This is a genomic window from Fibrella aestuarina BUZ 2 (assembly GCF_000331105.1).
Classification (GTDB): domain Bacteria; phylum Bacteroidota; class Bacteroidia; order Cytophagales; family Spirosomataceae; genus Fibrella; species Fibrella aestuarina.
Map to the genome: position 1 here is coordinate 3,379,508 of NC_020054.1, position 13,551 is coordinate 3,393,058.

15 protein-coding genes are annotated in these 13,551 nt (G+C 58.9%); 9 read left to right on the forward strand and 6 right to left on the reverse strand.

All coding sequences use genetic code 11. The features are described 5' to 3' along the window. Positions 1–27: 27 nt before the first annotated feature. A complete protein-coding gene (locus FAES_RS13750) occupies positions 28–1,236 on the forward strand; it encodes an alpha/beta hydrolase family protein (RefSeq protein WP_015331830.1) in 1,209 nt (402 codons plus the stop codon). A 61-nt stretch (positions 1,237–1,297) separates the two neighbouring features. Here the strand turns inward: FAES_RS13750 and FAES_RS13755 are convergent, their stop codons facing one another. From FAES_RS13755 to FAES_RS13765, 3 genes are all read right to left on the reverse strand, one after another. Next, positions 1,298–2,605: an acetylxylan esterase gene (locus FAES_RS13755; protein ID WP_015331831.1), complete on the reverse strand. Its 1,308-nt coding sequence runs from the start codon at positions 2,603–2,605 to the stop codon at positions 1,298–1,300. 66 nt (positions 2,606–2,671) lie between these two features. Next, entirely contained in the window at positions 2,672–3,898 is a 1,227-nt protein-coding gene (locus FAES_RS13760; RefSeq protein ID WP_015331832.1) for an acyl-CoA dehydrogenase family protein, read from the reverse strand. A 99-nt stretch (positions 3,899–3,997) separates the two neighbouring features. Further along, positions 3,998–4,354, reverse strand: coding sequence for a winged helix-turn-helix transcriptional regulator (locus FAES_RS13765; RefSeq protein ID WP_015331833.1), 357 nt, complete (start codon positions 4,352–4,354; stop codon positions 3,998–4,000). Positions 4,355–4,488: 134 nt separating this feature from the next. Between FAES_RS13765 and FAES_RS13770 the strand changes: the two genes are divergently transcribed. The 7 genes from FAES_RS13770 (at position 4,489) to FAES_RS13800 (ending at position 9,670) form a co-directional block, all read left to right on the forward strand. After that, positions 4,489–5,259, forward strand: coding sequence for a type 1 glutamine amidotransferase domain-containing protein (locus FAES_RS13770; protein ID WP_015331834.1), 771 nt, complete (start codon positions 4,489–4,491; stop codon positions 5,257–5,259). A gap of 18 nt (positions 5,260–5,277) precedes the next feature. Then, positions 5,278–6,057: a DUF481 domain-containing protein gene (locus FAES_RS13775; protein WP_015331835.1), complete on the forward strand. Its 780-nt coding sequence runs from the start codon at positions 5,278–5,280 to the stop codon at positions 6,055–6,057. Positions 6,058–6,129: 72 nt separating this feature from the next. Beyond that, on the forward strand, positions 6,130–6,750 hold the full coding sequence (locus FAES_RS13780; RefSeq protein ID WP_015331836.1) for an NADPH-dependent F420 reductase: 621 nt from the start codon (positions 6,130–6,132) through the stop codon (positions 6,748–6,750). 12 nt (positions 6,751–6,762) lie between these two features. Beyond that, positions 6,763–7,383, forward strand: a complete 621-nt coding sequence (locus FAES_RS13785) for a TMEM175 family protein (RefSeq protein WP_015331837.1) — start codon at positions 6,763–6,765, stop codon at positions 7,381–7,383. Between the two features lie 189 nt (positions 7,384–7,572). Next, a complete protein-coding gene (gene yiaA / locus FAES_RS13790; protein ID WP_015331838.1) occupies positions 7,573–7,965 on the forward strand; it encodes an inner membrane protein YiaA in 393 nt (130 codons plus the stop codon). Positions 7,966–7,979: 14 nt separating this feature from the next. Further along, positions 7,980–8,648 (forward strand): HAD family hydrolase, encoded by a 669-nt coding sequence (locus tag FAES_RS13795; RefSeq protein ID WP_015331839.1) that lies wholly within the window; start codon positions 7,980–7,982, stop codon positions 8,646–8,648. 95 nt (positions 8,649–8,743) lie between these two features. Next, positions 8,744–9,670, forward strand: a complete 927-nt coding sequence (locus FAES_RS13800; protein WP_015331840.1) for an ROK family protein — start codon at positions 8,744–8,746, stop codon at positions 9,668–9,670. 90 nt (positions 9,671–9,760) lie between these two features. Here FAES_RS13800 and FAES_RS13805 read toward each other — a convergent pair whose 3' ends face one another. Further along, a complete protein-coding gene (locus FAES_RS13805) occupies positions 9,761–10,321 on the reverse strand; it encodes a D-sedoheptulose-7-phosphate isomerase (RefSeq protein ID WP_015331841.1) in 561 nt (186 codons plus the stop codon). Positions 10,322–10,466: 145 nt separating this feature from the next. Here FAES_RS13805 and FAES_RS13810 point away from each other — a divergent pair, with 145 nt between their 5' ends. Beyond that, positions 10,467–12,080, forward strand: coding sequence for an NAD(P)/FAD-dependent oxidoreductase (locus FAES_RS13810; protein WP_015331842.1), 1,614 nt, complete (start codon positions 10,467–10,469; stop codon positions 12,078–12,080). Between the two features lie 90 nt (positions 12,081–12,170). Here the strand turns inward: FAES_RS13810 and FAES_RS13815 are convergent, their stop codons facing one another. Both FAES_RS13815 and FAES_RS13820 read right to left on the reverse strand, forming a co-directional pair. Beyond that, complete coding sequence (locus tag FAES_RS13815) at positions 12,171–12,890, reverse strand: hypothetical protein (RefSeq protein ID WP_015331843.1); 720 nt, start codon at positions 12,888–12,890, stop codon at positions 12,171–12,173. 97 nt (positions 12,891–12,987) lie between these two features. Then, positions 12,988–13,548, reverse strand: a complete 561-nt coding sequence (locus FAES_RS13820) for a hypothetical protein (protein WP_041257864.1) — start codon at positions 13,546–13,548, stop codon at positions 12,988–12,990. Positions 13,549–13,551: the final 3 nt, after the last annotated feature.

The window sequence follows — 13,551 nt, forward strand, 5'->3', positions numbered from 1 at the left end:
GCACCGGAGCGTACTGCTTTGGCGTGTATGGCTCCGATATTACGTTTATTACTAGCGGGCTGCCTGGGCAGCCCGCTTTTTGTTCAGGCCCAGCCTAACGCGGTCCGACCTGACGCGGTCCGATCCGACCTCCGGCAGGGGGCTTACTTCACCGAAGCCGAGGCGGCGCAACGCCTCACCGACACGGCGCGAACGTACCCAACACGGACAGCCTGGGAAAAACGGGCAACATTGATTCGGCAGGGGATTCGAGCGGGGATGAACCTGCCCGACAAACCGGCCTTTGCCCCGCTGAAGCCTATTCGCCACAGCCTGCGCCAGTTGAACGGCTATACGGTCGAGAATGTGGCGTTCGAGAGTCTGCCTGGTTATTTCGTGACGGGAAATCTGTATCGCCCCGTCGGTTTTAAGGGCAAACGCCCCGTGGTGCTTTGTCCGCATGGGCACTCACAAACCTTGGAAGGCCGTTCGCTGGAGGCGGCCCAACAGCGGTGCGCAACGCTGGCGCGCATGGGGGCGGTGGTCTTTGCCATTGATATGGTGGGGTATGGCGAGGCCACGCAATGCGCCCACAAACTCCCCACGACGCAGCCCCTGCAAACGCTCAACAGCATTCGGGCGCTCGATTTCCTGCTCAGCCTGCCCGAGGCCGACGCTAAACGGGTGGGCGTAACGGGCGAGTCGGGCGGGGGCACGCAGACGTTCCTGCTAACGGCCCTTGACCCGCGCGTTACGGTATCGGTACCGACGGTGATGGTATCGGCCCACTTTTTCGGCGGCTGCACCTGCGAGAGCGGTATGCCCATTCATAAACGCCCGACGCATGAAACCAACAACGCCGAAATTGCCGCCCTCGCCGCCCCGCGTCCGCTGCTGCTGATCTCGGATGGGGGTGACTGGACGAAAAACACGCCTAGGGTAGAATATCCCTACGTGCAGGGTGTGTACCGGCTCTACGGGGCTGAAGACAAGGTTGCCAACGTCCACCTCGCCAATGAAGGGCATGATTACGGCCCCAACAAACGCGCCGCCGCCTACCGCTTTCTGGCTAAACACATGGAGCTCGAACTTAACCGAATCCTTAGCAATGGTAACCCCGATGAAACGCCGAATACCCTGTTGTCCAAAGACGACCTGCGCGTGTTCACTCCCGAACACCCTCGACCGTCACAGGCCGTGATGGGCGATGAGGCCGTGCAAGCCCTGGTACAGCGGCATCTGGTTGCGGGTAAGTAGCTGGTGTTTAGTTGCTGACGCGCGGCCGAAGAGTTTCGCGTCAGCAACTAATTGGGGCAGATCACTTCGACCCTTTTAGCCGTTCGACCAGCCAGTTGTTCATTTTTTCGGTTTGTTCCGGGTACGTCCAGTGCCCGGTATCGAGGAAGAGGCTGAGCAATTTGGGCGCGTTGATCACGTTATACGCCGCGTACATCGACGTGGGCGGGCAGGTTTCGTCGTTGTAGCCCCACGAATAGTAGCCGGGTACGTTTACCAGCCGGGCGAAGTTGACCACGTCGTAGTAGCCAACGGTGCTGACCTTTGGGGGCGTGTTGTTGATGGCCAGACTGGCACCCGTAAACAAGTGCGGCCAGCCACCGGCGCGGCCACTCAGGTAGCCCGTCATGTCGCTGAGCGCCGGGTAATAAGCCCCCAGCCATTTCACCCGCTTGTCGAGCCCCGCCGTCACAATCGACAGCGCTCCACCCTGACTGCCGCCCGTGACGGCCAGGTTTTGCCCGTCGTACTGCGGCAGGCTGGCGATAAAGTCGATGGCCCGCACGCAGCCCATATACACCCGCTTGTAGTAATAGCGGTCACGGTCATCAAGGTTGAACATCGGGTAATTGGCTAGCGCACCACCGGCCAGATTGGCATAGACAGCCGGGTCCATGTTGACGGGAATGCCATGAATACCAATTTCGAGTGTGATAATGCCCCGTTCGGCCATCGCTACATCCCCGGCATAGGGCCGGATGCCCGCGCCGGGTACTTTCAGCAGCGCCGGGTATTTGCCTTCCGCCTTCGGCACGCACAGAATGCCGTAGAGGCGGGCCTGTGTGCTGGTTTGGGTTGGCGGTACAAAGTTGTTGATGTTGACGTGGTACACATTGACCGTGCCGGTGCAGCGTTCGGGCAGGAGCGTCATCCGGGCGTCGAGGGGAATGGCGGCGAGGTCGGCTTTGGCTTTGTCCCAGAACGCCTGAAAGTCCGTCGGGTTGACGACGGTTGGTTTGATCGACAGGGGGTCGAAAGCGGCCGTCGCCATGCCGCGATATTCCCTGCCGTCCACCACCGCCGTGGCGGTGCAGCGCAGAAAGCCCGCCGTTTTCAGAGGAGTACCCGTCAGGTTGGCAGTGCCGTCGCGCAGGGTAAGCGTCTCTTTCTGAGTCGGGTCCATTTTTTCGGGTCCAATCTCATAGCGGACGTTGGCACCCCGAAGCGGAACGTTGTTCTGGTAAACGACCACGTTGAACCGGGGCGCTTCACCCAGCTTATAGTGCCAATCGGCATGATCGGGCGTAACCACGACTTTAACCAGCCGCTCAACGGGTTGAGCCAGCAGATTGGTAACGGTAACAAGGAGAAGGAATAGCGTTTTTTTCATGGGACTTAGTGTTGTAGAGACCAGTAGGCCGATTTCTACAACACTAAGACGCGGGGGAATGGGTCTCTACTTAAACGCCCCAATACCCGTAATGGCTTCGCCCAGAATCAGCAGGTGGATGTCGTGGGTGCCTTCGTAGGTGATCACCGATTCGAGGTTCATCATGTGGCGCATAATGGGGTAATCGCCCGTGATGCCCATGCCACCAAGCAATTGCCGACAGGTGCGGGCCACGCGCAGCGCCATGTCGACGTTATCGCGTTTGGCCATCGAAATCTGCGCTGTCGTGGCGGCGTCGTTGTTTTTCAACGTACCCAGCCGCCAGCAGACCAGTTGCGCTTTGGTGATGTCGGTGAGCATTTCGGCTAGTTTTTTCTGCACCAACTGAAACGACGCAATAGGCTTATCGAACTGAATGCGTTCGAGGGTGTAGCGGCGGGCCGTTTCGTAGCAGTCCATCGCTGCCCCCACAGCACCCCAGGCGATGCCGTAGCGCGCCTGATCGAGGCATTGCAGCGGTGCCTTCAGGCCAATGGCATCGGGCAGCATATTCGTCTTGGGCACTTTCACGTCTTGGAAAATCAACTCGCCCGTGCGGCTTGCCCGCAACGACCACTTGCGCTCGATGTCGTTGGTCGAGAACCCTTCCATACCGCGTTCGACAATCAGGCCCCGGATTTTGCCCTGTTCGTTCTTCGCCCACACGATGGCGATGTCGGCAATCGGGGCGTTGGTGATCCAGAGTTTTGAGCCATTGAGCAGGTAGTAATCGCTGCGTTCGATAAACGCCGACTCCATGCCGCCGGGGTTGGAGCCGTGGTTCGCTTCGGTAAGCCCGAAACAGCCCAGCAGTTCGCCTTTGGCCAGCCGGGGCAGGTAGTGAGCCTTCTGCTCATCGGAGCCAAACGCCCAGATCGGGTACATCACCAGCGAGCTTTGCACCGACACGGTCGAGCGCAGGGCCGAATCGCCGCGCTCGATCTCCTGCATCATCAGGCCGTAGCTGATCTGATCGAGGCCACCGCCGCCCACCTCAACGGGTAGGGTAGGACCAAACGCGCCGATCTGCCCGAACTTGGGCACGATGGTTTCGGGAAATTCGCCCCGCTGGGCACAGTCGTCGATGGTTGGCGTGATTTCACGTTTGACAAACGTCCGCATGGCCGAGCGAACCAGTTTCTGTTCGGGCGTCAGCAGGTCGTCGATCTGGTAAAAGTCAGGGGCCTCGAAGGCATCGGTGGCGCCGGTGCGTACGGTGGCAGCGCGCGGGCTGATAGGTTGCTGAGGTTGCATACGGCCAAAACAGGAAACCACCGGTATATGTTGGCGATTCGTGCCAATTTACTGCCCGGCGATTCAATCCGCCACCAACGTGGGCTTGGTTAGACAGCGTTACGGTCCGGTCCGTTCGACAATGCCCAACTCGTCCATCAGTTCGCGCCCAAACTGCCGGATCGTCTCGATGACCGGAATCACCCGGCGGCCTTTGTCGGTAATGCGGTATTCTACGTGCGGTGGCACTACCGGGAACACCGTACGCGTCACAAATCCGTGTGCTTCCAGTTCGCGCAACTGCGTGGTCAGCATTTTATGGCTGATGTGGGGCAGGTATTTCTTCAGCTCACTGTAGCGCATCACCTGTTTGTTGAGCCGCCACAGAATCGGCATTTTCCAGGTCCCGCCGATATGGCTCATCGCAAACTCGACGGGGTTGTAGTAGAGTTTGCCGTTATGTAGAAAGTCAGGCATGGGTATAACGAATTGGTTGTCAAGTGCTCTCTAAAAGGAGAGTATCACACTTCGGTGTACAAATACCCCTAAAGGTATAGGGGCAGGTCTACATTTGTTCAGCGCGCTAGTAAACACACAAACCAACTGACGACATGAGCCTGAAAGATCCCAACCGGGTCAATGCCAAACGACCCAAGCGCATCGCCATCGTGATAGCCAATCCGGCCCTTTCCACCACAACGGGCTGGCCCGTAGGCTTCTGGTGGAGCGAACTGACGAACCCGTACTACGAATTTACCGAGAAAGGCTACGCGATTGACCTCTTCAGCCCCAACGGTGGCCGCTGCGAGCCCGATGCCATGAGCGACCCCAACGATGCGAGCGGCTACTCCTCGACGGACCTCATCTCGCAGGGGTTTATGCATACCGAAAAACTGCGGGCGCTGATCGATACGACCAAACCCATCGCCGACCTGAACGTGGCCGATTTTGACGCGTTGGTGGTCGCCGGTGGGCAGGCACCGATGTTTACCTTCGAGCAGGCCACCGACCTGCACCAAACGTTTGTCGATTTTTATGAGTCGGGCAAGGTAACGGCGGCGCTGTGCCATGGGACGGCCATTCTGCGCTACGCCAAACTGAGCAACGGCGAGTACCTGGCCAAGGGCAAGACCGTGACGGGCTTTGCCAACGTCGAGGAAGATTTTGCCGACAAGGCCGTGTGGGACTATGGGCTCCTCGCACGCGACAAGCACGTGATGCCCTGGCGTATCGAAGACGAGCTGAAGAACCTCGGTGCCAACTTCGTGCAGGCCGGGCTGTGGCGGGGTTTCGCGATCCGCGATGGCAACCTGATTACGGGGCAGCAGAACTTCTCGGGCGCCGAAACGGCCCGTGCCATCATCGACGCCCTGGGTGAGTAACGTACCTGGCCAGAACGTATGCGCTACCGACTCGTTATACTTGGTTTGAGCCTGAGCAGCCTGCCTGCGCAGGCTCAACTGGCAGAAAGCGACACCGCCCGGCTACAGGTACGTATCTCGTTGGCTGGCAACGTGCAGCAGGGCAACGTAGCCGCAACGGCGGTACGTAGCAAGTTCGATCTGGTTGTGTCGCCAACGCGGTACTGGGCGTTCAAGTCGCAGAACGCGAGCCTGTATCAGGCTTTTTACGGACTCCGGGCCGACAACGATCTGTTTAGTCGCAACTACCTGTATTACCGTCCCGACCGGAGGGTGTACCCGTTTGGTATTGCTTACGTCTCGACGAACTATCGCCGCAAAATCGACCTGCGCTATTTTGCGGGGGCGGGGCTAACCTTACGGCTGATCCGTTCGCCCGAAAATGGGCTGCGCGTATCGGCCGGGGGCGTCTACGAAACCTCCCGCTTCATGGGTACGACCTTCAACGAGCCACGGTACAACGGCGCGTCGTCGATTGCGCTGTGGCGGGCGACGACCTGGCTGGGTGGTTGGCATACCTTACTCGACGGCCACCTGCGAATCTACTACGACGCCTACTACCAGCCCGCCTTTTCGGACGCCAACAACGCCCGCTGGCAATACGATGTCGGCGTCGACTTCCCCGTCTGGCGCGGGCTGACGGTCACGCTACTGTACACGGCCACCCACGAGCAACTTGTCGTCACGGCGATTCGGCCCGACGACCGGCTGCTGACGATGGGGCTGGCCTACACCCTGTGGACGGGCCATAAACCCTGACCCGCAACAACACCCGAACGAGGGCGGACTCGTCGCTTTTTGACCAGCCGACACCTAACTCCTTTTTACTTTATGACAATTGCCATCATTGGCTCCGGCAACGTAGGCGGAGCCCTCGCTCAACGCTTCGCGGAAGTAGGGCATACCGTTCTGGTCGGTGCCCGGTTTCCGTTATCCGAAAAATCAATCGGGCTCGCGACTAAATTGGGGGAAGACCGCTTTACCTCGCCGGAACGGGCCGCCGCCCAATCTGACGTAATTGTGCTGGCCACCCCCGCTCAGAAAGCCATCGAGGTAGTACAGGCACTGGGTGATACCACCGGAAAAGTCATCATCGACACCATGAACAGCCTGCGGGGCATGGGCCCGGATGGCTTCAGCACCACCACCGACGCCGTTCTGGCCCATACCGCCACGCGCGATGTGGTTAAATGCTTTAACACGACGGGGTTCGAGAACATCCTCAACCCGACGTATGGTGAACAGGCTGCCGACATGTTTGTGGCGGGCCACAGCAGTCACGGCAAGGCTGTGGCGACTCAACTGGCCACCGAGATCGGCTTTGGTGCGTGTTACGACCTCGGTGGCAATGACAAGTTTGCGCTGATCGAGCAATTGGCGTTTACCTGGATCAACTTGGCGCTGTTGCAGGGCTACGGCCGGGGCATGGCGTTCAACATACTGACCCGCTAACGCATCGACGGTATGAATTACCTGACCAAAACGCGGGTCGAGGCGTTCAGCGATGGCGTCTTTGCCATTATCGTGACGCTGCTGGTGCTGGAAATCAAGGTGCCGCACATCGAACAGCACGAGTCGGTGGCGGAACTAGGGACGGCGCTGTTGGGGCTGCTACCCAAAATCCTCAGCTGGATCATCAGTTTCCTCATCGTCTGCGTTATCTGGGTCAACCACCACCGGATTCTGGCTCAGGTCGAGCACATCACACACGGGCTTTTCTGGCTCAATGCGCTGCTGTTGCTCTGGTGTTCCTTCATTCCCTTCCCGACGGCGCTTATGGGTGACTACCTCGGCAACCCGCTGGCTTCGTTTGTCTTTGGCTGCATACTGGCCCTAATGGCGCTCACCTTCAGCCTGATCCGCTGGTATGCGCTGCGCAACCAACAGGTGCTCAAAAAAACGGTTGACCTATCGCATTATCGCCGGGCCACCACGCGTTCGGTGGTGTTTGGTCCGTCGCTGTACCTGCTGGGTGGCGCACTGGCCTTTGTGCACACCTGGCTGTCGATGGCGGTGTTCGCGTTCATTCCGTTGTATTTCATCGTCTATAGTGCGGCCTCCTCCGTTCAATCCGCCGACGAGTGACGTATTGGCTGACAAACAGGTGGTTATGGCTTGGTTTGCCTGCTTGAGCGTTCAGCAGCCGTGTGGCTGGGGTACGAGGCGTACGTTCAATCAATCTTGCTGCGCCATATGACCGTAGCCTGAGGTTTGTTGGAGCGGCGATTCTTTTTTGGGTATCTTTCCCGAGAATCACCACTCGCCTTTTCTACCATGAATCAACAACCCTCTCCGGCGTTTATTGGCGCTTCCTGGGCGGCGCTGCTCATCGGTGCCGTTGCGTACAATATTGGTCTTTTTAACGCCACGATGGCCCTCAACGAGAAGGGCTACTACTTCACGATACTGATGTACGGCCTGTTTTCGGCTATATCGGTGCAAAAAAGCGTCCGCGACCGGCAGGAGGGTATCCCCGTTACGAATCTCTATTATTCATTGAGCTGGTTCTCCACGCTGCTGGCTATTCTGCTGCTGACGGTGGGCCTCTGGAACGCTACGCTGACCGCCAGCGAAAAGGGATTCTACGCCATGTCGTTCATGCTGAGCCTGTTTGCTGCCATTGCGGTGCAGAAAAACACCCGCGACAAGCAGGCGGATGAAAAGTAAAGCCCGGTACGTATATGCCTAAACCGATTGCGGCGGCCCTGTTCGATATGGACGGGGTGCTGATTGATAATGCCCGATTCCACCGACAGAACTGGTTTGCCCTGGCCAAACGCCACGGACGGCCCCTCACGCCAGACCAATACGATCAGTTCATCAATGGGCGGGTGGCGGCTTCGTCGCTGCCGTACCTGCTGGGGCGCGAACTGGCCGCTGATGAACTGCTGACGATGGCCACCGCCCTCGACAGCGATTACCGGCAGCTGTATGCGCCGCACCTGGCCCCCACGCCGGGGCTGGGTACGTTCCTCGAGCACCTGAAAGCGGGGGGAATCCGCTGCGGCGTGGGTAGTTCAGCGCCACCCGAAAACATCGATCTGGTGCTCGACGGACTGGCTATCCGGGCCTATTTCGATACGGTTGTAAACGCCACGATGATCCGCCGGGGCAAGCCAGACCCCGAAATTTACCTAACCGCCGCCGAACGATTAAGTCAGTTGCCGGAGCAGTGTGTGGTGTTTGAAGATGCGTTTTCGGGAATCGAAGCGGGGCTACGGGCCAACATGCGCGTGGTGGCGCTGGCTACGACCCACACCCGCGCCGAACTCACCAACGCCGGTGCTGACCTGATCATCGACGATTTTAACGACCCGGCTTTGCTGCCGTGGCTGGCTCAGGCCTGCTAGCGCAACGGGTGGCGCTCACGACATACTGTAGGGTAGCCAAAGGGGCAACGGCGCTTTGACCCTCAAACCGTACCCGTTGAACTCCGTAATCGGTCATGCAGATAGGTATTGAAATTGGCGGCACTAAACTACAACTCCTTGTCGCCGGGGCCGATGGGACCATTGTTCGGCGGTTCCAGCAACAAGTCGATTCGGCGGCTGGGGCGGCGGGGATTCTGGATTGGATCGAGCAGACACTGGGGCAGGTGCCGGGGCCAATTGATGGCGTTGGCGTCGGGTTTGGTGGACCGATCGATGCCGAAACGGGCTACATCATCACGTCGCATCAGGTGGCGGGCTGGGCAGGCATAAACCTGGCCGACTGGCTGCGGCAACGCACCGGGGCCGCGCAGGTACGTCTGGAGAATGACGCAAACGCGGCGGCGCTGGGCGAAGCCCTGCACGGGGCCGGGCAAGGATTTACGCAGGTTTTCTACGTCACGCTGGGTAGCGGCGTGGGCGGGGGTATGGTCGTTGATGGCAAGCTGTATCGGGGCGCCAAACCGGGCGAAGCCGAGATCGGACACCTCTGGATCGTTCCCCCCACGCGGGATTCGCCCGGCCAAACGCTCGAACAGACAGCCTCGGGCTGGGCCGTCGATCGGCAGATTCGCGACTTACTCCCGCAATTGCCGCCCGATTCGCCCCTGCGCTGGTACGTTGAGATGGCACCCCGGTCGGGCGGCGAAGCCCGCTATCTGGCCCCCGCGCTGGCCGACAATGACCCTGTTGCCGCCATGCTGATTGAGCAGATCGGGGCCGTCGTTGCCCTTGGGCTGTCGCATGTCGTGCATCTGTTTCATCCGCAGGTGCTGGTATTGGGTGGTGGGTTGTCGCTCATCGGTGAGCCGCTTCGAATGGCCGTCGAAACCGCCCTGAGCCGCTTTATCATGGCTGCCTTTCAACCACCCCCCGCCGTTCGGCTGGCGCAGCTAGGCACCGATGCCGTGCCCGTCGGGGCGTTGGCGATGATGAAAGACTGAACGAGCGAAAGAGTGATTGGATGCTACAGGGCAACGTACCTACGCGGAGCAGAACGGCGCTCACTATCACTCGTTCACTCAGTCGCTCGTTCACTCTTTCTCAATGAAGCAGTAGCACAGCAAATGGCAGATGGTCATCTGGGCATCTTCGACCCGGCCGAAATGGACGTCGGGCAGGCGAATGTGTTCGGTGGCAAGCTCCGCCAGCCGACCGCCGTTGCCACCCACCAGCGCCAGAGTGGTGCAGCCATGGGCGTTGGCCCACTCGACGGCCTTCACCACGTTGGGCGATGACCCGCTCACGCTCAGCGCCAGCACCAGGTCGCCGGGGCGGGCGTAGTTCTGGAGTTGCCCGGCGTAGACATCATCGTAGCTGTAATCATTACCCAGCGCCGTGATCCACGAAATACTTTCGTTCAGGCAGAGGCATCGAAATCGCTTGCCCATCCGGTCGGAGGCACTTTTGCCAAGATCCGTGACGAAGTGGGACGCGTTCATGGCGCTGCCACCATTGCCAAAGACAAACAGTTGCCGGTCGTCGGCCCAGGCCTGATGAAGCCAATTGGCCCAGCGGGTCACGGTGTCGATCGGGATGGCCTGATACAGCGCCTGCTGTTTGGCGAGGTAGTCGGTGAAATAAGCGTCGGTCATTGATAAGTGCAGGAGTTGAGTAAAAACGGACTAGGCTGTAAAGGCGCAGCGTGCACCGGTCTATCCGGTATGGCTGGCAAAAAAATGGGACGAAAGTGGTAAATTTACCCCGCTGTTGCCGGATAACCACCGGCCCGTCTTACGCATGCATCAACAACTTACGCTGACCCTCGCGCCGGAGCAGGGTCTCGACGAAGCGGCTTTTCGCGCGCTTGTTCTCAACCAACTACACCTTCCTGACTCGCCCGACGTGGTCGTGCGTAAACGCCGTCAGTCGATCGACTCGCGCGGCCGTCAGGTACGTGTGCATGTCGAAACGGACGTGTATGCGGGTGAAACGCCCCCGCCTCTGATTCGCCACGGGCTAACGTACCCCGACGTGAGCCGGGCCAAACCGGTCATCATTGTGGGGGCTGGCCCGGCGGGTTTGTTTGCCGCTCTGCGCCTGATCGAACTAGGGCTGAAACCCATCGTGCTCGAACGCGGCTCCGACGTGCGGGCGCGTCGCCGCGATCTGGCGGCGATCAACAAAGACCATGTCGTTAACCCCGAATCGAACTATTGCTTTGGTGAGGGCGGAGCCGGTACGTATTCCGACGGTAAGCTCTATACCCGTTCGAGCAAGCGGGGCGACATCCGGCGGATTCTGGAGATTCTGGTAGCCCACGGCGCTACCGAGCAGATTCTGGTGGATGCACACCCGCATATTGGCACCAACAAACTGCCCAACGTGGTCACGGCGCTACGCGAAAGCATCCTGGCTGCGGGTGGTGCCGTGCACTTCGATACGAAGGTGGTGGACCTGCTGCGCGACGGCGATCAACTGCGGGGCGTGGTCACGGCCGATGGCAACGAGTATACCGGCGTTGGCGTGATTCTGGCGACGGGGCACTCGGCCCGCGACATCTTTCACCTGCTGCACGAGCGCGACGTACTCATCGAAGCCAAACCCTTTGCCATGGGCGTTCGGATCGAACATCAGCAGTCGCTGATCGATACGTTGCAGTATCACCTCAACCCGCGCCACAGCATCCAGACCCCCAATCTGGGTCGGGGTGATTACCTCCCTGCCGCCTCGTATAGCCTGGTTACGCAGACAAAAGTTGGCGGGGTGGAGCGGGGTGTTTTCTCATTCTGCATGTGCCCCGGTGGGTTCATTGTCCCCTCGGCCACGGCCCCCGGCGAACTGGTCGTCAACGGCATGTCGCCCTCCCGCCGCGATTCGCCCTTCGCCAATTCGGGACTGGTAGTGGCCATTACCGACGCCGATCTGAAGCCCTACGCGCAGCACGGCCCGCTGGCGGGTCTGTTGTTGCAACAGGCCGTGGAGCAGCGCGCCTGCACCGTTGGCAGCGGCCTGTCGGGCGGGTTGAGCCAAACCGCTCCGGCGCAGCGCGTAGCCGATTTTGTGAATGGCAGGCAGTCGGCCAGTTTGTTACCGACGTCGTATCAGCCCGGTCTGGCATCGGTGGATATGCGCGAGGTGTTGCCCGACCACATTGCCCAGCCACTCCGGCAGGGGCTGCGCGATTTTGGCCAGATGCTGCGTGGGTACGTTAGCAACGAGGGGCAACTGATTGGCATTGAAAGCCGAACGTCGTCGCCGGTGCGCATTCCCCGCGACCGCAACACTTGCGAGCATGTACAGGTACGTCGGTTGTTTCCCTGCGGCGAAGGGGCCGGTTACGCGGGTGGCATCGTTTCGGCGGCGATGGATGGCGAACGCTGCGCCAACGAACTGGCGGCGTTGTACAAGTAAAGAAGTTTGGTGTTTAACGTTTGGGTCTGACGTTGGCTGACGCCCGCAGTTTGCGCACGCGCTAGCCAACGTTAAACCCTAAACGTCAAACTACTTACTAGCTACGTCGCCGCACTCCTGATCGAACATGAAGACGTGGTAGGCGAAGTCGCGCCAAGCGAAATTCTTGCCGTATTTGGTCATGAGGGCGGGGCAGGTGTCGAACAGCGGCGCAAACAGTTCGTCGTAGTTCTTCTTTTTGAGGCGGATCGTTTTGCCATTCGTCTTGACGTAAAATGACTTATCCATGCCGCCCGTCAGCTGAATACCGCCAAAGCCCACGCCTGTCGTTTCGGCCGCGAAAGGGTCGTCATAGACCCGGATGCGTGACTCAAAACCGGGATTTACGAGCTGAAGCAGGGCTTCCCGTTTCTGGTCGTCGAGGCGTTCGTTGTAGAACAGGACCAGATTCCGGCCCGACTGGTCTACTTGGTTACGCTGCATTTTAGCAATCGAACGGGTACTCTCGCTGAACGAGGCAAACTTAGCAAAATCGGAAGGGCTCAGACCCGCTTCCTGGATTTCATCGGCTTCGTACTTAAACCTCTTACCATCCAGCGTTTTGCCTTCGATCCGGATAATGAGCCCTTTTTTTCGGTCGAGATCATCGAGAATGAACTCAACGCGCTCGCCAGTCTTGAGCACTAAATAGCCCGGTTTGCTACTCGAAAAGCGTTCGATGGGTGGCAGGAATTGTTGGGCCGACGCGGCAGTGAAGCATAGTGACAGAAGTAAGCAGAACGGCAGGAAGCGGGTAGATCGTGAACGCATACGTGTAGAGTTGATTAAGCCTCCAAAGTAGGAAGCGGCTGCGCAAAAGTCTCGCTACAGGCTGAAGGCGTTGCCGCCAATTGATTAACCGTCGTGGTCAGTTCGCCTGCGTAGCCTTGGAAAGCCCCAAACCGGTAAGGAGGTTCGTGACCGTGGCAACCGCTGGAATAGTAACGTAGTGCCATCGATCGCCAGACAGCCACTTACTTCTAGGGGCAAGCGTCTCGCTGTAGACCAGTATGGGATCGTGCTCTGCTAAAAAGAGTTGGTACCAAACAAAGCAGGCCATACCATTAGCGACTGTAAACCATCCGAACTGCCACTTATTGACCATCTTGTACAGTACGGGCTCGGCCAGGCACTGGCTAAGGTAAAAGGCGATGATCAGTCCCACATGAATGTCGTTTCGGAGCGGAGGGAGGTTCAGTTGTCGTACTGCATAAACTGACAGTACATAAAGAAAGAAGAGCACGAACCAGTAAGCTGGGTACCTGTTGGCCGGGTGCTGTTTGAGGGCATACCATTGAGCGGCAGGAAGCAGGAGGGGAAAGAAAAGGCCAATACCTATTAATCCCGTGCTTATGCTAACCACAAAGGTTGCGATTGGCAAAAAAATCCAATAGATGAGCCATTTAGACGGTAATAGTCGCTGTTGCATAGT